Genomic DNA, 25285 nt, shown 5'->3' with positions numbered 1-25285 from the left:
CGCCGCTCAGAGCTGGGCCTGCACGATGCTCGCGTCCATTCCGAGCGCTTCGGTCAGGACGCGGGCATGGACGGCGCGCCGACGGGTGATCACGCGCTCGACGGCGGCCGTTGAGCGTCCGGCGGCCCGGGTCTCCTTGTGCAGTTTCTCCAGCTTCTTACCGGCCTTGTTGAGCTTGGTGATCGCCTCCCTGATCGCCCAGTCGCTCAGGGCCTCGCGGGACTGGCCGGCCTTCGCGTCCAGCTCGGCCTCCAGCTCCTCGATGGCGTCGGCGAGGTCGAGCGCCTCCTTGGCGTCGGGGTTGACCAGTTGCAGGACCTCGCGCTCGACGGTCGGGCGCTGGGCGGGAGAATCCCACAGCACGTGGGTGAGCGTCGACAGATCGCCTTCCTCCACCTGCTCGCGGCCGTCCAGGAACGCGCTCGCCTGGAGCAGCCGGACCGACTGCCGCCAACGACGGTCGGAGGCGATCAGCTCCTTGCGGCGCAAGGCGGCCCGCAGGGTGCACACGGCATCCACGATCGGGTCCGGAACGCCCACGGCCGGTACGACATCGGTCACGACCTGCTGCAATTCGGTCAGCTCCACCGTGGTCCTGACCGGGGCGGCCGGGGCAGCGACGGCGGAACGCACCAGCCCCGCGAAGTTGGAGGGGTCGGCGAGATATCCCACCTCGAGCCGCACCAGCAGCCGGTCGTAGATCGCGGCACTGTCGTCGCCGGTGGGCAGCTCGTTGGATGCGGTGATGGCGCTGATCAAGGGGCAGTGAATCGGCTCGCCGCCGTTCTCCGGGTGATAAATGCGCTCGTTGAGCAACCCGAGGGTCTCGTTGAGCGCCGCCGTGGAGCACTTGAAAATCTCGTCGATGAAAGCTATATGCGCCGTCGTCGCGCGGCCGTCGAATATCTGCCGGTACTCGCCCCGGCTCAGCGCGCCGACGTCGATCGGACCGAACATCCGGGTCGGGGCGGTGAACTTGCTGAGCAGGATTTCCCAATAGTTCGCGTGCTCGATCCGGCCCGTCAGCTCGCGGGCCAGCTCCGACTTCGCGGTGCCGGGAGGACCGAGCACGAGCGAGTGCTGACCGGCCAGCATCGCCACCGTCAACGTCCGTACCACGTCGTCCCGCTCGTAGAACAGCTCCGACAGCTCACCGGTGATCGCCCGCAGTCGCCGCGCCGTGACCTGTGCGTCCATCGCCATCTCCCTGCTCGGAAACCCTGCTCGGCGTCGAAGGGGCGTGGGGCCGGCCCGCCCCGCGCCCGTCATTATGCCAACCCGGAGTTGGTGGGAATTTGCACTCCGGCGTCGATGACAATTCCCCTTCTCATTCAACGGCACCTGACATCAGTGCGAAGTCCGCCCGTGGCAAACGGACCTCGGGTGCCCGGCCGGGAGGTACCCGGCCGGGCACCGCGGGCCCGATCAGAGCCCGAAGGCCGCCGGATAGCGGACAGTGCCCTGCGGAACGGCGCGGTCCTCACCGAGCGGCAGCGCCATCATCGCCTCGTCCGGCACCTCGAAGGGCACGCGGATACCGAAGCGCGAGGCCGGCACGAAGCCGAACCGCGGGTAGTACTGCGGGTGCCCGAGCACCAGGACCAGGTCCTCCCCCGCCGCGCGCGCCGCGCCCAGCGCCGCGCGGATCGCGGCGGAACCGGCGCCCGACCGCTGGTGGGCCGGCAGGACCGCGCAGGGCGCGAGGGCGAGCGCGGGCGCCGACCCGACGTGGCAGCGGGTCAGCAGCGCGTACCCGGCGGGCAGCCCGTCGGGCGTGCAGGCGACGAAGGACAGGCCCGCCCGCCAGGCCCCCGCGTCGTTCCGCAGGGCGTCGACGAGGTCGGCCTCCAGCGGTGTCGGGAACGCGGCGAGCAGCACCTCCCGCACCGCCGCCGCGTCCGCCGCGGTCTCCGGGCGGACGTGCCAGAGCCCTGGGCCGTCGGGCCCGGTGGCCCCCGGCCGCGGATCGTGCCGCAGCACGTACCCGGTGTACCGGTATTCCCGTCCGTACTCGCGCCGCAGCCGGATCTCGGCGCCCGACGCGGCAACGGCCTCGGCCATGCCGGGCCGGCCGGTGTCCGCCGCGGCGATCCGTTCGGCCAGCGGGTCGTAGTACTCGGCCCACCAGTCGCTCTCCGGCAGCGGCACCACGGCGTCCACCCGGTAGCCCGCGGCCTCGGCGGCCGTGACGTTGGCGCCCGTGGTGCGCAGCGGGGCGGCCGCGTCCCAGAAGGCCCTGCACTCCGGCGAGGGGACGCGGGTGGCCCACTCGGCCTCGGTGACGACGAGCACGCCGCCGGGCGCGAGCAGGCGGCGCCAAGCCCGCAGCGCCGTGTCGAAGCCGACGGTGTACACCGAGCCCTCGGCCCAGATCACGTCGAAACTGTGGTCCGGGTACGGGAGTTCGGTCATGGAGCGGGCGAGGGTGGTGATGCGCGCGCCCAGGCCGAGCCGGGCCGCGGCGGTATCCAGCTCGTCGAGGTAGGGGCGGTGCAGGTCCACGGCGACGACGTCGGCGCCTTCGGCACCCGCCTCGGCGGCGAGCAGCAGCGCCGCGCGCCCCGGGCCGCAGCCCGCGTCGAGCACGCGGGGCCGGGCGGGCAGCTCGCCGGCGAGTGCCAGCAGGCGGCGGGTGGTGGCGTCGGAGCCGGGGCCCTGCCGCGGCAGACCGCGGTGCAGGTCGAGCAGGGCGTCGATGCGGTGATCTGGTGAAGAAGTGGACAACGTGGATTCCCTGGGAGAGAGGGTCCCGGTGCACGCGGGAACGCCGGTGAGCCGATGGGCTCACGCACAGCGGACGTGGGTCAGGCCGGGGCCCGGGACGTGAGGATGGCCCGGACGCTGCACAGAACGGCAGCCGCCACGACGGTCATCAACCTCACCTCCCTCATCGACCACAGCCGGGACCCGCTGCCCCGGCTCCCGCCACTGTAACAGGGGGGCGGGAGCCGCAGGACGGCCCGGACCCGCGGTCATTTGACCGAGCCCGCCACCAGGCCGCGCACGTAGTAGCGCTGGAGGATGAGGAAGATCACCCCGCAAGGGATCATGGTGACCAGCACCCCGGCCTCCAGCACTCCCCAGTTGATCGTGCCCAGCTGTCCGGAGGCCAGCGCGGTCAGGAAGATCGGCAGGGTGAACTTCGCCTCGTCGGACAGCAGGACCAGGGCGGCGAGGAACTCGTTCCAGGCCGAGAAGAACGCGAAGAGCGCGACGGACACGGCCCCCGGCCTGACCACGGGCAGCAGGACGCGCCACAGCGCGGACAGGCTCGAACAGCCGTCGATCTGCGCGGACTCGGGCAGGGCCTTGGGTATCTGCTCGAAGGAGTTGCGCATGAGGAAGACGGAGATCGGCAGCTGGAACGTCGCGTAGACGAAGATCAGCCCGATCAGCGAGTTCTGGAGGTGCAGGAAGCGCAGCACCATGTACAGCGGCGTGAGGATCGCCTGGAAGGGGATCATCATGCACAGCAGCACGGTGCCGAAGAGGGGCTCGCGCATCGGGAAGCGGAAGCGGGCGAAGCCGTACCCCGCGAGGGTGGCGACGGTGACGGTCAGCAGCACCGTGCCGCAGGAGACGAGAAAGGTGTTGGCGACGTACCGCCACAGGCCCTCGCGGCTGTCGGTCAGCGCCGAGAAGTTTTCCGTGGACACCGCGTCCGGGAGGTAGGACGGCGGGCTGGCGGTGGCCGCTTCCGGCGTCTTGAACACGGTGACCAGCAGCGCGATCAGCGGCAGCAGGAACATGACGGCGATCAGCGAGCACACCGTCCACCAGGCCCAGGCGGGCATCTTCCCCCGGCGGCGGTCGCTGCCGCGCGTGCGGCGCGGACCCCGGGCGCGGGCGGTCAACGCAGGGGCGGCGGACATGAGTTCTCCGTAACTTCCCGGTCGGCCGGCGGGCCGGCGGGACGGCGGGCGGGGCGGGCGGCAGGCATCGGCACTCCGGGGTCAGTCGCGTTCGCGCAGCAGGAAGAGCTGGATTCCGTTCACGATCATCAGCAGCACCAGGAGCAGTACGGACAGCGCCGAGCCGTAGCCGAGCTGGAAGTTGGCGAAGGAGCTGTTGTAGATCCAGTTGACGACGGTGAGCGTCTCGTTGCCGGGGCCGCCGCCGGTCATGATGAAGAACTGCTCGAACGCGAGCATCGACCCCGACACCGAGAAGACCAGGACCAGGGCGACGTGGCGGCGCAGCAGCGGCAGCGTGATGCGCAGCAGCGTCGACCAGCGGCCGGAACCGTCCATCAGGGCCGCCTCGTTGACCTCGTCGGGGACGGATTGGAGCCCGGCCATCAGCAGCAGCATCTGGAAGCCGACGACCTTCCACACCACCATCACGATGACGGCCATGGTGGCGGTGTCCGCGGAGTTCATCCACTGCACGGGGGCGTCGGTCAGCCCGAGGTCCATCAGTACCGGGTCGACGAAGCCCACCGAGGAGTCGAAGAGCCACAGGAAGAGGTAGGCGGAGGAGGCGAAGCCGAAGACATACGGGAGGAACCACACGGTGCGGAAGATGCCGACGCCGCGCCGCTGGTCGCGCACGAGGAACGCGAGGCCGAGGCCGATGAACAGCAGCAGCGGGGTGATGATCACCGTGTACAGGACGGTGTAGCCGAGTGCGTCGAGGAAGGTCCTGTCACCGGGTATCGCGGCGTAGTTGTCGAACCCTGACCACTCGGGGGTGCCGAGCAGCGGCCACTTGTGGAACGACATCCACACGGTGAGGCCGAGCGGGGCCAGGAAGAACACGGCGACCAGCAGCAGGGCGGGGCTGATCAGCAGCAGCCCGGTCAGCGAACGCCGTCTGGCCAGCCCTTCGGCGCGCCTGCGCGGCGCGCGCGTCGGGGCGGCGGGGGTCGGTGGGGACGGTGAGGAGGAGGCGGAGCGGGCGGCGACGGTGCCGCCCCTGCGGCGGGTCATGGAAATCTCCCTGCGGTCAGCCGCGGGACAGGATGTTGGCCATGGCGTCCTGGGCTTCCGCGACCGCGCGTTCGACGCTGTCCGGACTTTCGCCGAAGACGCCGCGCGCGATCATCGTCGCCCAGGGCGACGTGCCGGCGTTGAACAGTGCGTTCTCCTGAACGCTGCGGATGGTGCGCCCGTTCACCAGGGCCTCGGCGAGCGTGGCGTACTCGGGGCCGCGTTCGCTGTAGGGGCCGAGGGCCACCTCGGTGTGGATGGGCACGGTGCCGAGTCCTGAGATCATCTCCTGCACGTCGGGCCGCACCGACCACTCCATGAAGGTCCAGGCGGCGTCCTGGTGGTCGGAGCCGCTGGTGATGGCGATGTCATCGCCCCCGGTGAACGACGAACTGCCGCCCTCGGGACCGGGGATGGGGGTGACGCCGAAGTCGACGTCCGGATAGGTGCTGCGGATCTCGTCCAGCGCGAAGGCGCCCGTGGGGTACATCCCGATCCGGCCGCTGCCGAACAGCGCCAGGGCCTGGGCGCCGGTGTCGGCCGCCGCCTGCGGCGCCGTCAGGCCGTCGTGCCACAGGGTCCTGTACAGCTCAAGGGCGCGGGTGACGGCCGGGTCCTCCCCGACGACCGGGCGTTCCTCGCCGGCCTCGCCCTCGACGACGTTGCCGCCGGCCGCCCAGATGAACGGCGACAGGGTGAAGACGTTGCAGCCTCCGCACCTGCCGGAGAAGTGGTACCCGTGCACGTCCTCGCCCAGGTCGCTGATCCGTCGCGCCGCTTCCGTGAACTCCTCCCAGTCGCGGGGCGGTTGCGCGGGATCGAGCCCCGCCTGGCGGAACAGGTCCTTGTTGTAGAAGAGCAGGGACGCCTCCCCGGTGAACGGCAGGGCGTAGCGGCGGTCCTGGTAGGTGCCCTGGTCGAGGTGGGGTGCGCTGAGCGCGTCGATGTCCGGCAGGCCCTCGCTGCGCTCGGTGATGTCGGCCAGCACGCCGGAGGAGGCGAAGAACGGCACATACACCAGGTCGATGGAGGCCAGGTCGGGCCCGGCGTCGCTGGCGACCGCGACGCCGAGCTTCTGCACGAAATTCGTGGCGGGCAGGAGCGTCAGCTCGACCTGGACGTCGTCGTGCGCGCTGTTGAACGCGTCGACGATGTCCTCCATGAATCCCGCCTGGTCCGATCTGGCCCACAGGTCGAGCGTGACCGGGCCGCCCTGGTCGCCGCCGCCCCCGCAGCCGGTCACGGCCAGCGCGCAGACCGCGAGGAGGGCCGCCACCAGCCGCGCCCCGCGCCGCGGGGGCGCGGAACGGCTCACCGGACCGCTCCGTTCGCCGCGGGGCCGCCGCCGGCGCCACCCGCCGAGCCGAGCGCGGGCAGCCACACCCGCATCGAGGCGTGCGTGCGGTGTCCCCACAGGTGGTAAGGGACGGCGGTGAACTCGGCGCGCTCCCCGGCCGCTTCGGCGGGCGCGGCGGCGGGGCCGTAGGGCCACCAGTCGCCGGTGTCCGCGGGCGGGGCGGCGGCACCCGTCGCGTGCACGGTGACGATGCCGCCCAGCAGGCCGGGCGCCTCGGCCTCGCGCAGCGGCCTGTCCTGGTCGATGCGCAGGTCGTCGAGCGCGGTGCCCTCGGGGTGGTCGGTGCCCTCGGTGCAGTAGACCAGCGGCCCGCGTTCGATGGCGACGCAGCCGCGCAGCGCGTCGGCGCGCGAGGGCGGCGCGGTCAGCCGCGGCGCGAGGTCCAGGTCGAGGTCCACCGTGTCGCCCGCCCGCCAGCGGCGGCGGATGCGCAGCCAGCCCTCCCCTTCCGCGTCCGCGTCGACGGGCTCGCCCGCCGCCGTGGCCCGCCAGGCGCCGGACGACCAGGCCGGGACGCGCAGGGTGAGGGTCCAGTCGGCGTCCGGGGCCTCGGTGACGGTCACGCGCACCCGGCCGTTCCACGGGTAGTCGGTCGCGACCTCGACGGCGGCGCGGCCGGTCGCGCCGCCGATGCCCTCGGCCGCGTAGGTGCCGGTCGCGTACTGGTGCAGCGTGAGGCCCTCGCCGTCGCGCGCGGCCAGGTAGTGCGGCAGGGCGGCGAGCATGCGCATGACGTTGGGCGGGCAGCAGGCGCAGTGGAACCAGCGGGTCCGGTAGGCCAGCCGGTCGCCGCCGCCCGGCACGTGGCCGTCGCGCACGTGGAGGGGGTTGACGTAGGAGTAGTGCGCCCCGTCCAGCGAGACGCCGGAGAGGAAGCCGTTGAACAGGACGCGTTCCATGTGGTCGGCGTACCGGGCGCGGCCGGTGGCGAGCAGCAGCCGCCAGCTGAACATGGCGGAGGCGATGGCCGCGCAGGTCTCGGTGTAGGCGCGCTCCGAGGGCAGTTCGTAGGGGTCGCCGAAGGATTCGTCGGTGTGGTGGGCGCCGAGGCCGCCGGTCAGGTAGGTCTTGGTGGCGGCCATCTCCTCCCACAGCCGTTCCGAGGCGGCGAGCAGGTCGGTGTCGCCGGTCTCCGCGTAGACGTCCACCTCGCCCGCGAGCAGGTACAACTGGCGGACGGAGTGGCCGGCCACCGCGTCGGCGTCCCGCACCGGCACGTGGTCCTGCCAGTATTTGTCGCCGAAGCGGCCGACGGGCAGCAGGCCGTGGCCCCTGCGGTCGATGAAGTAGCGGGCCAGCGTCAGGTAGCGCTCCTCGCCGGTGCAGCGGTACAGCTCGACGAGCGCGGTCTCGATCTCGGGGTGGCCGCACACGCCGTCGATGCGGCCCTCCGCCGTGCCGAAGACGGTGTCGATGTGGTCGGCGAAGCGGCGGGCGACGTCGAGGAGGCCGGTGCTGCCGGTGGTGCGCCGGTGCGCCACGGCCGCCTGGATCAGGTGCCCCGCGCAGTACAGTTCGTGGCCCCAGTCGAGCTCGGCCCAGCGCCGCTCCGGGCGCACCACCTGGTAGTAGGACTGGAGGTAGCCGCTCTCCTCCTGCGCCTCGGCGAGCAGGCGGGTGACCTCCTCGACCCGTTCGGTCAGCCGGGCGGCCTCGTCGGCGCCGGTGGCCGGGTCGCCCAGCTGCCAGGCGACGGCCTCCAGCCACTTGTAGACGTCCGAGTCGAGGAACGGCAGGTTGTTGACGTACTCGCCGGTCGCGGTGCCCGCCGCGAGCCGGAGATTGTGGAAGTTGCCGGCCTCCGTGAGGCGTTCGTAGCCGTCGGGCACGCTGACGTCGGCGTTGACCGAGCGGCGGGCGGCCCAGAGGCCGCCGGTGATCTCGGCGTCGCTCGCGGGCCGCAGCGCGGTGCGGGCTGATTCGGTCGGCATGAGGGGTCCGTGGACGGGTCCGGTACGGACGGGCATGTGCGTGCTCCCTGAGGGCGGTGCGCGGCGCGGGCAGTGATCTCGACGTGCGTCTCGGACGCTTCTTCGACTGTCGCCTCGGCGGCAATCAAGGAAAAGGGTTTCCTCAAATGTTGCCTCGGAATCTAGGTGCGCCGGGAACGGCGGGTCAAGAGGTGTGCGCCCGGAGTATGATCGACCGTCCGGCGGTCCGGGTCCCGGCCGGGCGGACGGTGCTCAGGATTCGGCGCTCGCACCCGCGGGCGGGGAGTGGGGAAAAGGTTTGTCCGATTCACAGGGCAGCAGGCGGGAGGCGCGGCCGGACGGCGGGCGGGCCCCGGCCAGGCCGCGTGTCACCATCGCCGACGTCGCCGCCCTGGCCGGAGTGTCGGTCGGCACCGCGTCCAAGGCCCTCAACAACCGCGGCAAGCTGCGCGAGGAGACCAGGTCGCGGGTGGCCGACGCCGCGAGGCAACTCGGCTTCCGGCCCAACGAGATGGCCCGCAGCCTGCTGAGCGGCCGCAGTTTCACCGTCGGCCTGGTCACCACCGACCACGTCGGGCGCTTCAGCCTGCCGGTGCTGCTCGGCGCCGAGGACGCGCTGGGGGCGGGCGAGATCTCCGTGTTCCTCTGCGACACCCGCGGCGACGCCATCCGCGAGCGGCACCACCTCCAGGCGCTGGCCTCCCGGCGCGTCGACGGCATCATCGTCGCCGGGCGGCGCACCGATCCCCGGCCGCCGCTGCGGCAGTTCCTCGACGTGCCGGTCGTCTACGCCATGGCGCCCTCGCAGAGCGCGCAGGACCTGTCCGTGGCCCCCGACGAGGAGCAGGGCGCGTGCGAAGCGGTGCGGCATCTGATCGCCGCGGGCCGTTCCCGCATCGCGCACATCACGGGCCCGGCACGGCACCACTCCTCCCAGGTGCGCGCCGCCGCCTTCCGCCGGACGCTGGCCGAGGCAGGACTTGCGCCCGCGGCCGGGAAGGTGCTGTACGGCGAGTGGAACGAGCCCTGGGGGCGGCAGGCGGTGCAGCACGTGCTGCACGCCGACCCGCGGTGCGACGCGGTGTTCTGCGGCAGCGACCAGATCGCCCGCGGCGCCGCGGACAGCCTGCGGGAGGTGGGGCGCACCGTTCCGGGGGACATCGCGCTGGCCGGTTTCGACAACTGGGACGTGATGGCCACCGCCTGCCGCCCGCCGCTCACGACGGTCGACATGGCGCTCGGCGAGCTGGGCCGCGCCGCCGCCGTCCGGCTGCTGGAGGCGATCGACGGCCGGGCCAGGAGCGGGGTGGAGTACCTGCCGTGCCGGCTGGTGATCCGCGACTCGACGTGAACGTGGCGGCCGCGGGCCGCAGCTGACACGCCGTCAGGTGCTGCTGCCGAGCAGCAGGCCGCGGAGGTAGGCGGCCCGGCCCGCGTGGTGGAGGTCGTCGGAGACGACGCTGATCAGGCGAACGCCGAGGGTGACGGGCGGCGTCCAGCCGCGGTCGACGACGCGGTCGAGCGCGGCGTCGCCCAGCCCGCGGATATGGGTGCGCGTCGCGGCGTGCGGGGCGTCGTGGTAGCCGGTGAGCTCCGGGGACAGCGCCGTGGTCGCCCAGCACATGACGTGGATTCGGCAGGCGGGCGTCGGCGTGGTCGCCACCACCTGGTGGGGGCAGGGCGGTTACGAGGACCAGCGGGTGCCGCTGCTGCTCGACATCGCCGCCGAGCACGGCGTGCGGGGCGCCTGGCACCTGGAGCCGTACGGCGGGCGGGCGGCCGCGTCCACCGTCGCGGACATCGAGTACATCAACGCCGCCTACGGCTCCCACCCGGCCTTCTACCGGTCGGCCGGCCACGGCAACCGGCCCGCGTGCTACGTCTTCGACAGCCTCGCCGTCACGGACTGGTCGCCGCCGGCCGCGGTCAACGAGGACAACAGCGCCCTGACGCAGACGACGGACGTCTCCCGGGCGAGCCACTTCGGTGGCCTGAACAACCACACCAACTTCGGGGACTTCACCGGCTGGCGCGGCATCGCCGACTGGCGCCGGCCCAACCGCCGGGTCCTGGCACCTTCGATCAGCCCCTTTTGCCTCGACGACCGCGCCGTGCCGGGCACCACCACACCCGCCCTGGACCATGCCGACGGCGCGGCATACGACGCCCAGTGGTCAGGTGCGCTGGCACCGGAGAACGGCGGCCCGCCCGACTGGGTGTCGATCACGTCCTCCAACGAGTGGCACGAGGGCACCATGATCGAGCCCGGCCCTCGCCGGCCCACCGCCCGGCCACGGCTACCTGACCTCCGAGGGCGCCTACGGCACGACCGGCGCCGCCGCGGAGACCGCGTACCTGGACCGCACCCGGTACCGGACCGAACGGTTCACCGCGGCCCGCGCCCGTTCCTGACCCGGGCGGGGCGGCGGGTCGCGCCGCCCCGCCCGCGCTGCCACCGGGAGGCCGCACGTTCGCGCACCGCTGCCCGGTGCTCACCAGGAAGGACCGGCCGGGCGGCCGTGCCAGGAGTCCCACAGGGCGGCGTACGCCCCGCCCTTGGCCACGAGGTCGTCGTGCGTGCCCACCTCGATGAGGCGGCCCTCCTCCATGACCGCCACCCGGTCCGCGTCGTGCGCGGTGTGCAGGCGGTGGGCGATCGCGATGACCGTCCGGCCCGCCAGCACGGCGGCCAGGGCCCGTTCGGTGGCACGGGCGGTCGTCGGGTCGAGCAGCGCCGTCGCCTCGTCGAGGATCAGGGTGTGCGGGTCGGCCAGCACGACGCGGGCGAGCGCGAGTTGCTGGGCCGCCGCCGCGTCGAGCCGGTGGCCGCCCGCCCCGACCTCGGTGCCGAGGCCGTCGGGCAGCTCGTCGAGCCAGTCCGCGCCGACCGCGGCGAGTACCGAACGGAGCCGGCCGTCCGAGGCGTGGGGGGCGACGATCGACAGGTTGTCGCGGACCGTGCCGATGAAGACGTGGTTCTCCTGGGTGACCAGCACCACCTGGCGGCGCAGCCGGCTCGGGCCGAGCTCGGCCACCGGCACGTTTCCCACGGTGATACGGCCGGCGCGCGGCGCGTCGATCCCCGCGAGCAGCCGCCCGAGAGTGGACTTGCCGGCCCCGGAGGGGCCCACCAGGGCGAGGCGCTCGCCCGGTTCGACGCCGAGGCTCACGCCGTGCAGCACATCGGGGCCGTCCGCGTAGCCGTACCGCACGTCCACGGCCTCGATCCGGTGCCCGTCGGGCACGGGGGCCGCGGCGGGCCCGGTGGTGGCCGCGGCGGTGGCCGCGGGAACGAGCCGGCCCACCCCCTCAACACGGGCGAACGAGGCGCCGCTGCTCTGAAGTTGCTCCATGCGCAGCAGGATTGCGTCCAGCGGCTGGGACAGCTGCTGGAGGTACAGGGCGGAGGCGACCACCTCGCCCAGGCTCACCGCCCCCTGGCCGTACAGGAATCCGCCGGCCAGCAGCACGCCGACCACGGGCACCGCGTAGGAGACGTCCATCGCGGGGAAGAGGACGGTGCGCAGGAACAGCGTGCGCATCCGCGCCGCGCGGCTCACGCCGATCGCGTCCCGGCAGGCGGCGACGCGGCGTTCGGCCAGGCCCAGCGCCTCCACGGTGCGGGCGCCGGACGCGGTCGTGGCCAGCACCTCGGACAGGCCCGCGTTCGCCGCGCCCTCCGCCAGGTAGGCGGCGTGCGCCCGCCGCAGGTACCAGCGGGCGACGAACGCGAGGCCGAACATCCCCACCAGTCCGCAGGCACCGAGGACGGGGGTGACGGCGAAGAGCAGGCAGACCGTGAACAGCACTTGCACCGAGGCGATCAGCACGTCGGGGCCCGCGTCCCGCAGGACGACGGCGACGGCCCCGATGTCGTTGGTCCCGCGCATGGTCAGGTCGCCGACCCCGGCGCGCTCCACGACGGAGGCGGGCAGGGCGAGGGTGCGTTCGACGTACTGCTCCCGGATGCGGGCCAGCGTCCGCTCCCCCAGCCGGTGGGCGGCGAGCCGCGCCTGGCGCGCGAGCAGCAGCTGCGTCAGGGCGACGAGGGCGATGACGACGGCGAGGCGGTCCACCGTTCCGGCGTCCGCGCCGTCCCGGACGCCGTCGATGATCCGGCCCAGGACCCACGGGCCGGCGAGCCCCGCGCCCGCGGCGAGAACGGTGATCGCGACGAGCAGGGCGACGGCACGCGCGTCCTGCCGGAGCAGCCGGTACGCGGCGCGGCGGGTGCCTGCCGGGGTGGCGACGGGCAGGGTGAAACCGGGTCCGGGGCCGGGCGGGGGCGTGGGGGATGCCATGGGGCGCTCTCCTGGGGCGGTGCTGTGGTACGGGACCGGCGGGCGTCACGCCCGGTCGGCCGGCGGGGTCTCGACCGCGTCGGGTCCGCCCCTGGAGACGAGACCGCGGTAACCGGCGCAGGTGCGCAGGAGTTCGCGGTGGGTGCCGGTGGCCGAGACCTTGCCGTCGACGAGGTAGTACACGGTGTCGGCCTGGGCGAGCAGCAGCGGCGAAGTGCTGGTGACGAGGGTGGTCCGGCCCGCGCGGGCGGCGCGCAGGCGGGCGGCGACGGCGGCCTCGGTGTGGGCGTCGACCGCCGAGGTGGGCTCGACCGTGGCGAGCACCTCCGGGTCGGCGAGCAATGCGCGGGCCAGCCGCAGCCGCTGCCGCTGCCCGCCGGAGAGGTTGCCGCCGTGCGCGCGGACGGGCGAGTCGAGGCCCGCGGGCAGGGCGCGCACGATGTCCTGCGCCATCGCCGCGTGAACGGCCCGTTCGATCGCCTCGTCGTCCGGGCTCCCCCGGCCGGATACCACCTCGCGCAGCGTTCCGGGGAACAGCTCGGCGTCGTTGTCGGCCACGAGCACGCGTGCGCGGACCCGTTCCAGGGGCACCTGGTCCAGCCGGACGCCGCCCCAGGTCACGGCGGAGGGGGCGAAGCGGCACAGGCGGTCGACCACGTCGGCGCACTCGCCGCGGCGGGCCCCGGCCAGTGCCGTCAGCCGCCCGGGGGCCACCTCGACGCCCGAGGCGGGGTCCCGCAGGGGCGCGTGCGGTGCGGGGGCGGGGCACGGCGCGCCGCGGTCGGCGACATCGGGCTCCAGCGCGAGGAAGCGGGTGAGCCGCCGGCCCGCCACCAGCCCGCGGGTGATGTCGTGACCGCTCTTGATGAGGAACGACACGGGCACCGCCAGCACGGCGGCATAGCCGTAGGCGGCGACCAGTTCGCCCACGGAGATGGTCCCGCGGACGGCGGCGCGGGCCGCGAGCCAGGTCACGGCGGCCAGGAACAGGGTGGGCAGGCCGCCGCCGAGCGCCTGCACCCAGCTGGTGACCGCGCCGACCCGGTGGCCCTGCGCGCGCAGGGCCTGCGAGCCGCGCCGGTAGCGCCCGGCGTACACCTCCTTGCCGCCCAGGCCGCCGAGCACGCGCAGTCCGCCGACCACGTCGACCAGCCGGGCGGCCAGCGCGCTCTGGTGCTCGCGGTAGCCGGCGTCGACGCGTTGCAGCCGCACCAGCAGCGGGCCGATCAGCAGGGCGAGCAGCAGGGTGCCGATCAGCACGACGGCGCCCAGCGCGGGCGCGATCGAGAACAGCAGGACCGCGGCGACGCCATAGGACAGCAGCGCGCCGAGACCGGGGCCGGCGAGGGTGAGCGTATTGCTGATCGCGCCGACGTCCGTCATGGCGATGGTGACCACCTCGCCCGCGGTGACCTGCCGGGAGAACGACGCGCCGAGCCGGGTGGTGTGCACCACCACCACGTGCGCGGTGCGGAACGCGGCCTCCATGCGGACCTTCGTCATCGTCCGGTGCAGGGCAACGGCCAGGAGGGCGTTCACCCCGGCGACGCCGAGGAACGCCGCGCTCCAGCCGCCGAGGGCCGGCCAGTCGCGCGGGGCGAGGCCGTCGTCGATGGCGCGGGCCAGCACGTAGGGCGGCACCATCATGCCGGTCATCCACAGCATGCCCAGCAGGGAGCCGGTGGCGATCCGGCGGCGCTGCCGCGTGACCAGCCACCAGAGGTAACGCCCGGGAGTCCGGCTGTCGGAAGGGCTCGGCTGCACATACGCATCAGTCATTCCGCACCTCGCGCCCGTACGGTCATTCCGCGGGGCTCTCCTCGCCCCGCGCCTCCAACTGCACGGCGATCCTTTCCCACAGTGCGGCGCAGGTCCGCGCCGTCAGCGCCACGGCGGCGCAGCGGTGGGCCGGGACCCGTGCCGCGTAGTCGACCTCGTGCTCCCGAAGGGCGCGGGTGTCGAGCCAGCGCAGGAGCAGGCGGCCGTGTTCCGTGTACTTGAGCGCGGGGTCGCGGCGCAGGGACTCCAGCACGGCGGCGCAGTCCACGGTCTCGGTGTTCTCCTGCCCCGGCGCCCGGGCGTGCCGGCTCCTGCGGGGCGGGCGACCGCTCGGCACCGGGCTTTCGCCGCGGTCCCTGCGCGCCCTGACGTCGCGCGCGGTGCCGAGCGACACCCCCGCCGCCCTGGCCACTTCTCTGAGTGAGGCCGCGGGGTTCTCGGTGAAGAGGGCGTCGGCCTTCATGCGGCCCTCCGCGCAGTTCAACGGTCGCACGCGGCCGTCCCGGCCCGTCCTGGCCCCCGGGTGCTGGCCGTCGCCGGCGAGGTCGCGGCGCAGTGCCGCGACCGTCTTGGCGGACAGGCCGACCTTGGTGGCGACGGCACTGTCCGACCACTCGCGGTAGAGCAGGAGGAGCGTGCGGGCGGATTCCTTGCGGTCCCCGAGCGTCAGCGGCAGTCCGTGTCCCGTGTTGGCCTCCACGGCGCGGACGAACGCCGCCCGCTCGGAACCGTCGAAGTATTCGACGCGGATCGTGCTGCGGCCGTTGAGCAGGGCGGCGTGGAGCCGGTGCATCCCGTCGATGACCGTCATCGTCCTGCGGTGCACCTGGATCGGCGGCAGCGCCTCCTCGATGCCGGCCAGCAGCCGCACGTGGTCGGGGTCGACCCCGGCGCTGCGGGGGGAGCGGCCGGCCACCAGGGAGCCGATGGGAACGGTCGTGACGCGGTCCTCGTCCGTGGCGGGAACGAGAGCCGCCTGCCGCTGGGGGAACGAGTGGAGTTCTTTCTCGATCGACGCACGGACTGCCACTCTCTTTCTTTCCTTCCGGTGGGGTCGGCAGGTGCAGGGTTTCGGTGAAAACCGCGCAGACCGCGCGCCGCGCTGCACACGCGCCACTGCGGGCCCGTGCGGCACCGGGGGTTCCCGGCCGCGCCTTCTGTTACCTGCCCGAGAGCTCTCAGGAAAACACCTGTACCGGCACGGCGACAGAGTTTGACGGCATATGGCCGCTCCATTTCATGCCCCGTGCGCAAAGCGTCCGGAGGACGACAGACAACCCGCCCTTTCTGGCCGAAGTGACAGCCCATGGCCATGGCGGTCCACATTCCGCGACTGCGGCGAACAATAACCACGCGGATCGGCTCGCGCCCCACGGAAGCGCTAACATTCCCGCATGGTGCCCTATGCCACGAGGTTCGCCGAAATCTACGATGAGGAATGGTCGCGGTTCGCGCTGAAAACGGCGCCCAAAATTCTCGACCTCTACCGGCGCGAGCCCGGCGCACCGGCCGAGCCGGCCGTTCTCGATCTGTGCTGCGGCACGGGCCGGATGGCCAGGTACTTCCTCGACCATGGCTGCCGGGTCACGGGGGTCGACCGGGCCCAGGCCATGCTGGACCGTGCGGTACTGCACTGCGCGCCCCACATCGACGCCGGGCGGGCGGCGTTCCACCGGGCGGACGTGGCGGGATTCCGTGTTCCCGCCCCGGTCGACCTGTGTGTCTCCGCCTACGACGCGCTCAATCACCTGCCGGACATGGCCGCGCTCCTGCGCTGTCTGGACCACGCGGCCCACGCGGTGCGGCGGGGCGGCATGTTCGTCTTCGATCTCAAGACGCGCAGGGGCCTGGCCGGCTGGAACTCCATGAGCGTGACGGAGCGTCCGGGCTGGACCCTCGTCACCCGCGGCGTGTACGACGGGGGCGACACCGCGTACCGCAGGCTCACGGGATTCATCAGGGACGAGGACGGCCGGTTCACCGGTTTCGAGGAATCGATGACCGAGCACTACTTCGATCCGGACGCGGTGGCCGGGCATCTGCGGAGCAATGGCTGGCCCGATGTGTACTTCGCCCTCTCGGGGGATCTCGGCCGCCCCGCCGCCGACATCGCCGACGCCTCGCGGATCTTCGTTATCGCCCGCCGCGGTTCGTAACGGCCGTGAATCAACATTCCGGCTTTTCCGGAATCTTGTTAATATCGCCGTCATGAAGCGGCCTCCCACCGTGTCGGTCATTTATGGAACGCGCCCCGAGGCAATCAAGATGGCGCCGCTGGTCATGGCATTGCGGCGCCATACCGAATTATGTGTGAGCGTGGTGAACGTCGGGCAGCACAAGGAATCCCTGATGCTCGTTCCCCCGGCGCTCAGAACGGATGTCGATTACCAGTTCGACATTTCCGGTGGGCTGACGCTGTCCGCCATCTCCACCCGCGCGTGGCAGGCCGTCGCCGGTGTCCTGACGGGTGGCGCGGCGGATGCGGTGGTCGTCCAGGGCGACACGTCCGTGGCCTTCTCCTCGGCGCTGGCCGCGCTCTACACGCGCACGCCGGTGATCCACCTGGAGGCCGGGCTGCGGACGTGGAACCTGGACTCGCCCTTCCCCGAGGAGGCGCACCGGAAGATGATCTCGGGGATCGCCAGGCTCCACCTGGCTCCGACCCGCACGGCGCAGGGCAACCTGCTGCGCGAGGGCTTGGCGGCCCGCGACGTCCGGGTCGTCGGGAACACCTCGATCGACGCCTGCCGGATCGCGCTCGCCGCCTGGGACCGGGCGCGGTCGAGGATGCCGGACAGCCTGCTCGACGACCCCCGCGCCATCGTCACGTTCACCACGCACCGGCGCGAGAACTGGGACCGCGTCAAGGACTTCGCCCTGGCCGTGGGCCGGCTCGCCGCCGGCTACCCCGGGATCAGTTTCGTGCTGCCGCTGCACCCCAACCGCCTGGTCACCGATGTGATGGCCGGGGCCACCGCCCACCTGCCGAACGTGCACCTGCTCGGCCCGCTGCCCTACGACGACATGATCAAGCTGCTGACGCGGACGTGGGTGCTGGTGACGGACAGCGGCGGCCTCCAGGAGGAAGCGGCGTTCCTCGGCGTCCCCACGGTGGTGATCCGCGACACGACGGAGCGGCCGGAAGGGCTGCGCGCCGGGGTGGCGGTGCTCGCGGGCATCGACGCCGCGGTCATCGAGGGCCTGACGCGCAAGCTGCTCGACTCACCGGAGGACCACCGCAGAATGGCGCGCCCCAGCACCTGCTACGGCGACGGCCGGGCCGGGGAAAAGGCGGCGCTGGCGATCACCGAGTTCGTCTCGGGGCTGCGCTAGGGTCCGCCGGCCGCCCCGGCCGCCGGCTGCGCGGGGCCGCAACCGCGCGGGGCCGGCGCGTCAGCCGGTGCCGAGCAGTTCGGCGGCCCGCTGGTACTTGTTGTACGTGACCGGGCGGACGCCCGGCTCCGCCGTGAGCCTGCGCGCCACGGTCCGCAGGGCGCGCACGGCCTCGGCCTCCTCGTTCTCCAGCCGCCCGGAGGACTCGATCTCGTAGCCCGCGAAGGACGCACTCCCCGGCACCGCGGAGGAGTAGTCGAGCGCCCCGTACCTGATGATCAGCTCGGGCCGCTGCCCCGTGATGTCGTAGGCCGTGACCTGGTCGTGGAACAGGCAGAGGTAGTTGCTCTGCCGGTTGCCCAGGTCCCCCGGCCTGATGGTCCAGCCGGTGCGCCAGGTGACGAGGTGGACGGCCGGCCGCAGCACCTCGTCGAACGCGTGCGCGCGGGCGAACGCGAGGGCGCAGTCCCACGCCAGGCCGGGAATCCGGCGGTCGCGGTAGCCGAGCGCCTCGTCGACCTTGACCCGGGTGATGACCTCGCGGCGGTCCAGGAACTCGGCCTCGTCCGTCAGCGGCGGCGCCTTGAAGTTGAGGGTCCACCCCGGATTGATCCGCCGCTTGCGCAGCCGGAGCGTGGAGCCCGTCGCCAGCAGGTCCCGGTCGCCGTTGTCGAAGTACAGGTCCATGACCGCGCGGGGCGGGAAGGTGATCAGCGGCCGGCCCAGGGCCACGGACCGCAGGCCCTCGACGAGCACGGCCGGATCGCCGCCGTACTCGAATTTGAACTCGCGCTCCCTGTCGTCGCTCTGTTCCTTCACCGGCGTCGCGTCCTTCCGCTCGATCCTGTCCCGTCCTGTCCTGCCCTGTCCCGTCCCGTCCCGTCCCGTCGATCAGCTCGTACCGGGGGCGCCTCAGCTGCCGAAGGCCGGCCTGCTGCCCCGCAGCGCCGACCTGTCGTTCCGGTGGGGGAACGGCTCGCCTGGCGGCTCGGCGCCGAGAAAGGGGCACAGCTGCGCGAAGCCGTCCCCGGCGGTGAGGTCGAGGACCAGCAGCGAGCCGGGGCGGGAGCGGAAGTGGGCGCGTGCCTCCTCCTCGTGCCGCAGGTGCGCCTGCCGCAGCAGGCCCTCGTCGTACACGGTCGTCCCGTACAGCACCTGGTGCAGGCGGTGGTAACGGTCGGCCATCGCCTGCGCGTTCAGGTGCTCGAAGAGGGAGCGCATGCTGCCGAGCCAGTCGTCGACCGGCCGGGTGGTGAGGATGAACTTCGCCCCGGGGAACATGAAGTCCAGGTAGCGGTAGCCCAGCGTCACGGACGTGTCGGTCGCGCAGTCGTGCTCCAGCACCTCCTCGTAGGTTCTGGGGAAGTGCCTGGAGCTGTGGCCGAGTATCTTCAACGCCCGGTTCAACGAAGCCGTGCCGGTGCGCGCCAGCCCGATGCCGAAGATTTTCACAGGGCCTCCCAGGTCGTGCCGGACGATCCGCCGGGCTCACCGGCCGCCCTCCGGCCGGGCCGTATCCGTGCCGCGCTCCGGTGCCGCCGCCCCGGCGGCACCGGAGCGCAGCGCCTCGCCGAGCGCGGCGATGCCGCCGGGGATGCGTTCCTCCGCGACCTGCGAGAAGGCGATGCGCAGCAACTGACCGCCGTCCCCCGGCGTCCCGAAGAACTGTTCGCCCGGCCGGGCCGCGATCCCGCGTTCCCTGGCGAGCCGCTTCGCCTTGCCCGCGTCGACGTGCTCCCGCAGCCGCAGCCAGAAGAAGTAGCCGCCGTCGGGCACGCTCCACTCCGCCAGGCCGGCGCACTCGCGCCGCAGCGCCGCGTCGAGCACGTCGCGCTTGCGCCGGTAGGCGGCGAGCATCCGGCTCAGGTGCGCGTCGTACTGTCCGCTCTCCAGGAAGAGGGCCAGCGCCCGCGCCGCCCACTGACTGACGCCGAGGTCGCTGCGCGCGCTCGCCAGCACCGAGAGCAGCGCCCGGTCGCCCGTCACCCAGCCCGTCCGCAGGGCCGGGGCGACGGTCTTGCTGAAGCTGCCCACCCGCAGCACGCGGCCTTCGGTGTCGAACGACTGCACCGAGGGCTGCGCAAGGCCGTCGTAGCGCAGCGCCGCGTAAGTGCCGTCCTCCACCACGATCGCGTCGTGCCGGGCGGCGAGCGCAGCCAGGCGCCGCCGGTTCGCCGCGGGCATGACCGTTCCGGTGGGCGTCTGGAACGTGGGGATGGTGTAGACGATCTTGGCCGGGCGGCCCGCCGCGCGCAGCGCGTCGAGCTTCGCCTCCAGCGCGTCCACGTCGAGGCCGGCGGGGCCGGCCGGCACCGCGTGCACGTCCGCGCGCAACTGCCGGGCCAGGGTGAGGGCCACGCCCCACGTCGGGGCCTCCACGACCACGGCGTCCCCGGGGTCGACGAAGGACCTGAAGGCCAGCTCGATGGCGCCGATGCCGCCCTGCGTGAGCATGACGTTGGCCAGACAGGCGCCGGGCGGGAGATCGTCGCCGTGCCGGGTCAGCAGGGCCTGCCGCAGGCTGCGTTCGCCATACCGCAGGCTCTCGTCCGCCGACGATCCGTACTGGAGCAGCTCGGGGTCCTCCCCCGCCGCCGCGGCCAGGCAGTCGGACAGCTCCCGGACGGGGAAGTGGGCGGGGTCGGGGAAGCCGCCGGTGAACGACCACAGCACGGCGGGCTTGTCGCCCTGGTAGCGGAACGGGGTCAGCCGCGCCGCGCGGGACGCCAGCTCCGGGCCGCTCATGCCGCGTCCCCCGCGGGGCCGCCGACGGCACAGCCGTCGAAGGACACCACCGTGCGCGTATGGCGTCGTTCGCGCGTGGCCTCGATGCCCCGCCCGATCTCGGCCAGCGGCACGGCCGCCCCGATCATCTCGTCGAGCTTGAGGCGGCCCTGCTCGTACAGCGCGAGGTAGCGGGGCACGTCGAGGTGGAAGCGGTTGGAGCCGTTGGCGGAGCCCTGGAGGCGCCGCTCGGCGAGCAGCGCGGACGCCTTCAGCGTGATCGGCGTCGACTTGGGGACGATGCCGATGACGGTGCACACGCCGCCCATGCGCAGCATGCGGAAGGACTGCTCGACGGTGACCGCCCGTCCCACCGCCTCGAAGGCGTACTCCACGCCGCCGTCCGTCAGCTCCTTGACGGCCTCCACCACGTCGTCTCCCCCGGCGAGCACCGTGTCCGTGGCGCCGAAATCCAGCGCGGTCCTCAGCCGTTGCGCCTGCTGGTCGACCGCGACGATGCGGGCCGCTCCGGTGAGGCGGGCGCCCTGCACGCAGGAGAGGCCGATGGCCCCTGCGCCCACGACGGCGACCGTCGCCCCGGCGGGTACGCCGGCCGTGCGCAGCACGGCGCCGATGCCGGTGGTCACCGCGCAGCCGAGCATGGTCGCGGTCCGCGCCGGGACCGCCTCCGGGAGCGGGACCGCCGCGCGCTCGTGCACGAGCATCAGCTCGCTGAACGCGCCGATACCGGAGCCCAGATGAACCGTCTCGCCGCGCGCGGTCACCCGCGGCGTGCCGTCGGCGCGGGTCCGCAGGCCCGGTGAACGGCACAGTGACGGGTGCCCCTTGAGGCATTGCTCGCACGCGCCGCAGTGGGAGGACTGGCAGATCAGGACGCGGTCCCCCCGGCGCAGCCGGGCCACGTCCTCGCCGACGTCCTCCACCACACCGGCCGCCTCGTGGCCGAGCACGGCGGGGACCTGGCCGGCCATCCGGCCGTCGAGCACCTGGACGTCGCTGGCGCAGATTCCCGCGGCAGCCGTGCGCACGAGGATTTCCGATTTCCGGGGGGCGGCTACCGAAACCTCCTCAAGCTGCGGGGTGCCCGGGAGATTTCTGACCACTGCCGCACGGATCAAACCGGCCTCCTGAGTTGTGGCGGCGCACTCGTTGCCCGCGCCCTGGATTCCGGGCTCCATGGTTCCGCCGCCGCGGGTGCGGGTCAATCGGCGGCGGAATGCGTTCAACCCGGGAATTTCCCCGGTTGAACGCGGTGGGACGTTCCGGTTGTTCACTGCCGGGTCCGCTGTGACATCAGAGGAATCCGGTGCGCGGCGCCGCGCATTCGTGCGGCGCACGGCGCCTGTGCCACACTGCGAGGCACAGCGCAGACCGAGAACCGGACTTTCGCATGACTTACGACGCAGCATCGAACGGCCCGGCACTTTTCGAGAATGACGACACGAACGACGACAAGACCGAGAATGACGCGCTCGAACAGCAGCTTGAAATGTGGCTGTTCAGCGGCGCACTCTGCCACCCCTCGGGCGCGGTGGCGGCCTGGCGGAATGCGGCGACCGGCGAACTGTCCTACCCCTACCCGGAGATCACCGGCTATTTCCTGACCCTGGCGGCGGACCTCGGCCGTTCCGGGCTGCCCGCCGTCCGGCGGGCCGCGCGGTGGCTCGTGCACCGGCACGCGCGCCCCGAGCGCGAGTCGCGCCCCACCGAGCCCGGCGTCGTCTACGTCTTCGACCGCTTCATCCAGGCGACCGGGCTGCTCAACCACGGGCTGGCCGCTTCGGACGCCGCCGCGCACGAGACCGGCGCGCGGCTGCTGCGGACCGAGGCCGAACGCATCCTCGCGGAACGGGACATCCGTCCGCTGGCCCCGGGCAGCACGGTACCGGCCCGCCCGGCCACCTGGTCGACCGCGGGGAGACTGCACCTGCTCAAAGCGGTGCAAGGGCTCTGCCTCGCGCACGAGGTCACCGGCTGCCCCGCCGCCATCGAGGCGGCGGCGCTCCTCGTCGGGCGGCACGCCGAACGCGTCGCCGTGGCCGCCCCCGACTTCGCGGACGCCGCCGGACGGCGCTACCTCCACCCCTTCTGCTACGCCCTCGAGGGCCTGTGGATGTGGAGCGCCGCCACCGGGAGCACCGGGGCCGGGCGCCTGGCCGCCGAGGCGTTCCGCGGGCTGGCCGGGCACCGGCTCGCGGACGGCGGCTATCCGCAGACGGTCGGCGGACCGGGCGCGCACTACGACGTCACCGCTCAGGTCGCCCGGCTCGGCGCGCTGCTGGCTCGCGACGCGGCGGGGACCGATGCGGTCCGCGCCCGCCTGCGCGGGGCCGCGCGCCCGGCCGGGGGCGGCGGCCGGTACGTGCCGTACCGCGCGGGCAGCCCGGACCACCAGTCCTCGTGGGCCTCGATGTTCGCCCTCCAGGCACTGCGCGCCGCGCACAGGACCGCGGCCTGGCAACGGCTCGTGTGATCCGGCGGCGGCGCCGGCCCGTTCCCCCCGCGCGACACCGGCGACACCGACGACACCGACCGCACCGAGGTTTTCGGAGGCAGCATGGCACAACGTACTCTCCGGTCCGTCCTCGTGACCGGGGCCGGCGGGTTCATGGGCTCGCACTTCACCGAGCGGCTGCTCGACCTCGGTGTCGAGGTGACCGCGTCCGTCCGCAGAACCTCCGACCAACTGCCGCGCCCGCACGCCCGCAATCTGTCGGGCCGCGGCGAACCGCGGCCGAGGTACCTCGCCGTGGACCTGGCCGGCGCCTCGTCCGTCGAGGTGCTGAGCGCGCAGGAGGCCGGCATCTGGGTGCACCTGGCCGCGGACGCGTACGTGCCGGCCTCGTTCGTCCAGCCCGGCTCCGTGGTGCACAACAACGTCATGTCGACGGTGCACGTGCTGGACGCGGCCCGGCGCCGCGGCCCTGAGCTGCTGATCGTGGCCAGCTCCAGCGAGGTCTACGGCCACCACGACGAGCCGATCACGGAGACCTCGCCGTTCCGGCCGACGACTCCCTACGCGGCCTCCAAGGTGGCGACCGAGCAGCTTGCGCTCTCCTATCACCGCACCTTCGGTCTGCCCGTCGTCGTCGCGCGGCCCTTCAACTGCTACGGGCCCCGGCATCTCTACGACGTCATCCCGCTGTTCATCGGCCGCGCGCTGCGCGGCCGACCGCTGGTGATCAACGGGGACGGCAGCCAGACCAGGGACTTCACCTACGCCTCGGACACGGTGGAGGCCCTGGTGGAGCTGTGCCGCTCCGGCACGGCGGGGCAGGTGTTCAACATCGGTTCCGGCGTGGACACATCCGTGCTGGAGGTGGCCGGACTCGTGCAACGGATCAGCGGCAGCAGCAGCGAGATCCGGCACGGTCCGACGCGGCCCGGCGAGGTTCGGCGGATGTGCAGCGACTCCACCGCCCTGACCGAGGCCACCGGGTGGCGCGCGGTGGTACCCATCGAGGAGGGTGTGCGGCGCACGGTCGAGCACGCGCGGGCAGCCGGCCGGTGACCCGCCTGGTCCTCCTGGATGCCGGCGGCGTGCTGTTCAACAACATCTCCGAGGACTCGCCGTTCTTCGCCCTGCTCGCCCGGAGGTTCGCCGTGGACGAGCAGGCGCTGCGACACCACTACGAGAGCCAGGACCACGCGTTCGAGATCGGCACGATCACCGGCGTCGAGGCGGTCATCGGCGCCCTGGCCCTGCTCGGGGTCGCGGACGGCCACGCGCACACGGCGGAGATCCGCGGCCTGTACGCCGACTCCGTACGCCCCAACGCGCCCCTGCTCGACTTCCTGCGGCAGCGCAGGGCGCGCGGCCGGCCGGACGGCTGCCACCTGACGCTCGCCAACAACGAGGCGCAGGACTGGGACCTGCTCAAGCACCGCGCCACGCGCCACCTGAGCCTGTGCGACTCCCTCAGCTCCTCCTGGCTCCTCGGCCTGGCCAAACCGGACCCCGCGTACTTCAGGGCCGTTCCCGAACTGCTGCGCTTCGCCCCGTCGCGGAGCCTGCTCGTCGACGACAATCCGCTGTGCCTCGCCGCGGCCGCGGGTACCGGGATGGCCACCGTCAGGTACAGCGGGACCCGGGAGCTGATTCAGCTGCTGCGCGATTTCTGACCCGGCCGTTCCTTACCCCGGCCGCTTCTGACCTGGCCGCGTGCCCCGTTCCGCGCCGTCGGTGCGCACGAAGTGCCGCGGATCGTCCAGGGCGGCCGAGGCCAGCAGCCCGCGCAGGCCGGGCGGCGCCCAGGCCGGGGGCCACAGGTCCGCGCGGACCGCGTCGAACACGGCGCGGGCCCCGCCCGCGGCCGGCGCGTGCGGGCGCCGCCCGGCCCCGAGGCGCCGGAGGGCGCCCTGCGCCTTGCTCTCGGCGATGCGGTCCGCGTCGGACAGCGGCAGGTCGCCGAGGCGGAGGGCAGCCGCCGCCGGGAGGTCCCGCCTGGCCTCGATCTCCAGGTGCCAGAACGCGCCGCCGCCCGCCAGCCGCCAGTCCTGCCGCACCGGGACCATCAGGTCGAGCGCGGCCTTGAACCGCCGCCCCGAAGGCACATGGCGGAACGCCCGCGCGAATTTCAGCTTCACGAAGACGGCCGTGAACTCCGCGGCGCACGCCAGCGATTCGAACGGCATCTCCCGCACCGATTCCGTCTTGGACACCGGGGAGACCCGTTGCTTCACGACGCGCGTGAGGGACTGGTCCACCAGATTCAGCACCCAGCGGTCGGAATACACTTCCGTCTCCCGCACATAGGCATAGAGCCGCGCCTTGCGCCTGATGCGCGGCCGGGCCTGTGCGGCGGTGCCGTCGAGAAAAAGCGGCACGCGCCCGGACAGCGCGTCAATGGCACGCCCCGGCCCCACGCCGTCCAGGGCGAAAGTGATCTCATGCTCAATGCGCATACGTGT

At 73.0% G+C, this 25285-nt stretch carries 20 protein-coding genes and 2 pseudogenes; 7 read left to right on the top strand and 15 right to left on the bottom strand.

The window, feature by feature from the left end; all coding sequences use genetic code 11:
• Window positions 1-6: 6 nt before the first annotated feature.
• The 6 genes from STBA_RS32805 to STBA_RS32780 form a co-directional block, all read right to left on the bottom strand.
• A complete protein-coding gene (locus tag STBA_RS32805) occupies window positions 7-1203 on the bottom strand; it encodes an AAA family ATPase (RefSeq protein ID WP_077062646.1) in 1197 nt (398 codons plus the stop codon).
• 222 nt (window positions 1204-1425) lie between these two features.
• Complete coding sequence (locus STBA_RS32800; protein WP_077062645.1) at window positions 1426-2724, bottom strand: bifunctional class I SAM-dependent methyltransferase/N-acetyltransferase; 1299 nt, start codon at window positions 2722-2724, stop codon at window positions 1426-1428.
• A gap of 248 nt (window positions 2725-2972) precedes the next feature.
• Window positions 2973-3872, bottom strand: a complete 900-nt coding sequence (locus tag STBA_RS32795) for a carbohydrate ABC transporter permease (protein ID WP_253195160.1) — start codon at window positions 3870-3872, stop codon at window positions 2973-2975.
• A gap of 81 nt (window positions 3873-3953) precedes the next feature.
• Window positions 3954-4928 (bottom strand): sugar ABC transporter permease, encoded by a 975-nt coding sequence (locus STBA_RS32790; protein ID WP_079252281.1) that lies wholly within the window; start codon window positions 4926-4928, stop codon window positions 3954-3956.
• Between the two features lie 16 nt (window positions 4929-4944).
• Entirely contained in the window at window positions 4945-6243 is a 1299-nt protein-coding gene (locus tag STBA_RS32785; RefSeq protein WP_143659599.1) for a sugar ABC transporter substrate-binding protein, read from the bottom strand.
• Window positions 6240-8216, bottom strand: a complete 1977-nt coding sequence (locus tag STBA_RS32780; protein ID WP_253195158.1) for a beta-L-arabinofuranosidase domain-containing protein — start codon at window positions 8214-8216, stop codon at window positions 6240-6242. Before STBA_RS32780 ends, STBA_RS32785 begins: the two co-directional genes overlap by 4 nt.
• A gap of 298 nt (window positions 8217-8514) precedes the next feature.
• On the opposite strand from STBA_RS32780, the gene STBA_RS32775 reads away from it, so the two are divergent.
• A complete protein-coding gene (locus STBA_RS32775) occupies window positions 8515-9567 on the top strand; it encodes a LacI family DNA-binding transcriptional regulator (RefSeq protein WP_077062643.1) in 1053 nt (350 codons plus the stop codon).
• Between the two features lie 33 nt (window positions 9568-9600).
• On the opposite strand, the pseudogene STBA_RS32770 reads toward STBA_RS32775, so the two are convergent.
• A pseudogene (locus STBA_RS32770) lies at window positions 9601-9816 on the bottom strand (hypothetical protein); the annotation flags it as partial.
• A gap of 22 nt (window positions 9817-9838) precedes the next feature.
• Between STBA_RS32770 and STBA_RS39570 the strand changes: the two are divergent.
• Window positions 9839-10429: pseudogene (locus tag STBA_RS39570) on the top strand (alpha-mannosidase); the annotation flags it as partial.
• A gap of 279 nt (window positions 10430-10708) precedes the next feature.
• Here STBA_RS39570 and STBA_RS32755 read toward each other — a convergent pair.
• Genes STBA_RS32755 through STBA_RS32745 form a run of 3 tightly spaced genes read right to left on the bottom strand, consistent with a single transcriptional unit; the run spans window position 10709 to window position 15326 of the window.
• Window positions 10709-12517, bottom strand: a complete 1809-nt coding sequence (locus tag STBA_RS32755; RefSeq protein ID WP_077062641.1) for an ABC transporter ATP-binding protein — start codon at window positions 12515-12517, stop codon at window positions 10709-10711.
• Between the two features lie 45 nt (window positions 12518-12562).
• Window positions 12563-14296, bottom strand: a complete 1734-nt coding sequence (locus tag STBA_RS32750) for an ABC transporter ATP-binding protein (RefSeq protein ID WP_077062640.1) — start codon at window positions 14294-14296, stop codon at window positions 12563-12565.
• A gap of 22 nt (window positions 14297-14318) precedes the next feature.
• The gene (locus tag STBA_RS32745) at window positions 14319-15326 is read right to left on the bottom strand and encodes a ParB/RepB/Spo0J family partition protein (protein ID WP_079252278.1); all 1008 of its coding nucleotides are present in this window, start codon (window positions 15324-15326) and stop codon (window positions 14319-14321) included.
• Between the two features lie 364 nt (window positions 15327-15690).
• On the opposite strand from STBA_RS32745, the gene STBA_RS32740 reads away from it, so the two are divergent.
• Together STBA_RS32740 and wecB are read left to right on the top strand one after the other, a co-directional pair.
• A complete protein-coding gene (locus tag STBA_RS32740; RefSeq protein WP_077062639.1) occupies window positions 15691-16452 on the top strand; it encodes a class I SAM-dependent methyltransferase in 762 nt (253 codons plus the stop codon).
• A 52-nt stretch (window positions 16453-16504) separates the two neighbouring features.
• The gene (gene wecB, locus STBA_RS32735) at window positions 16505-17629 is read left to right on the top strand and encodes a UDP-N-acetylglucosamine 2-epimerase (non-hydrolyzing) (RefSeq protein ID WP_077062638.1); all 1125 of its coding nucleotides are present in this window, start codon (window positions 16505-16507) and stop codon (window positions 17627-17629) included.
• Window positions 17630-17689: 60 nt separating this feature from the next.
• Here wecB and STBA_RS32730 read toward each other — a convergent pair whose 3' ends face one another.
• From STBA_RS32730 to STBA_RS32715, 4 genes are all read right to left on the bottom strand, one after another.
• Window positions 17690-18448: a CYTH domain-containing protein gene (locus tag STBA_RS32730; RefSeq protein WP_077062637.1), complete on the bottom strand. Its 759-nt coding sequence runs from the start codon at window positions 18446-18448 to the stop codon at window positions 17690-17692.
• A gap of 93 nt (window positions 18449-18541) precedes the next feature.
• Entirely contained in the window at window positions 18542-19081 is a 540-nt protein-coding gene (locus STBA_RS32725) for a sulfotransferase family protein (RefSeq protein WP_077062636.1), read from the bottom strand.
• A 36-nt stretch (window positions 19082-19117) separates the two neighbouring features.
• The gene (locus STBA_RS32720; RefSeq protein ID WP_077062635.1) at window positions 19118-20374 is read right to left on the bottom strand and encodes a PLP-dependent aminotransferase family protein; all 1257 of its coding nucleotides are present in this window, start codon (window positions 20372-20374) and stop codon (window positions 19118-19120) included.
• Complete coding sequence (locus tag STBA_RS32715) at window positions 20371-21402, bottom strand: zinc-binding dehydrogenase (RefSeq protein ID WP_171987837.1); 1032 nt, start codon at window positions 21400-21402, stop codon at window positions 20371-20373. The genes STBA_RS32720 and STBA_RS32715 overlap by 4 nt, the downstream gene beginning before the upstream one ends.
• Window positions 21403-21764: 362 nt before the next feature.
• Here STBA_RS32715 and STBA_RS32710 point away from each other — a divergent pair, with 362 nt between their 5' ends.
• The 3 genes from STBA_RS32710 (at window position 21765) to STBA_RS32700 (ending at window position 24496) form a co-directional block, all read left to right on the top strand.
• Window positions 21765-22847, top strand: a complete 1083-nt coding sequence (locus STBA_RS32710; protein WP_077062634.1) for a hypothetical protein — start codon at window positions 21765-21767, stop codon at window positions 22845-22847.
• An 84-nt stretch (window positions 22848-22931) separates the two neighbouring features.
• Window positions 22932-23885 (top strand): NAD-dependent epimerase/dehydratase family protein, encoded by a 954-nt coding sequence (locus STBA_RS32705; protein WP_079252275.1) that lies wholly within the window; start codon window positions 22932-22934, stop codon window positions 23883-23885.
• Complete coding sequence (locus STBA_RS32700; protein WP_077062632.1) at window positions 23882-24496, top strand: HAD-IA family hydrolase; 615 nt, start codon at window positions 23882-23884, stop codon at window positions 24494-24496. The genes STBA_RS32705 and STBA_RS32700 overlap by 4 nt, the downstream gene beginning before the upstream one ends.
• A 12-nt stretch (window positions 24497-24508) precedes the next feature.
• Here STBA_RS32700 and STBA_RS32695 read toward each other — a convergent pair whose 3' ends face one another.
• Window positions 24509-25279 (bottom strand): hypothetical protein, encoded by a 771-nt coding sequence (locus tag STBA_RS32695; RefSeq protein ID WP_077062631.1) that lies wholly within the window; start codon window positions 25277-25279, stop codon window positions 24509-24511.
• Between the last annotated feature and the right edge of the window lie 6 nt (window positions 25280-25285).

This window comes from Streptomyces sp. MP131-18, from assembly GCF_001984575.1.
In the GTDB taxonomy this organism is placed as follows: domain Bacteria; phylum Actinomycetota; class Actinomycetes; order Streptomycetales; family Streptomycetaceae; genus Streptomyces; species Streptomyces johnsoniae.
This window is presented reverse-complemented; position numbering and strand designations above follow the sequence as displayed.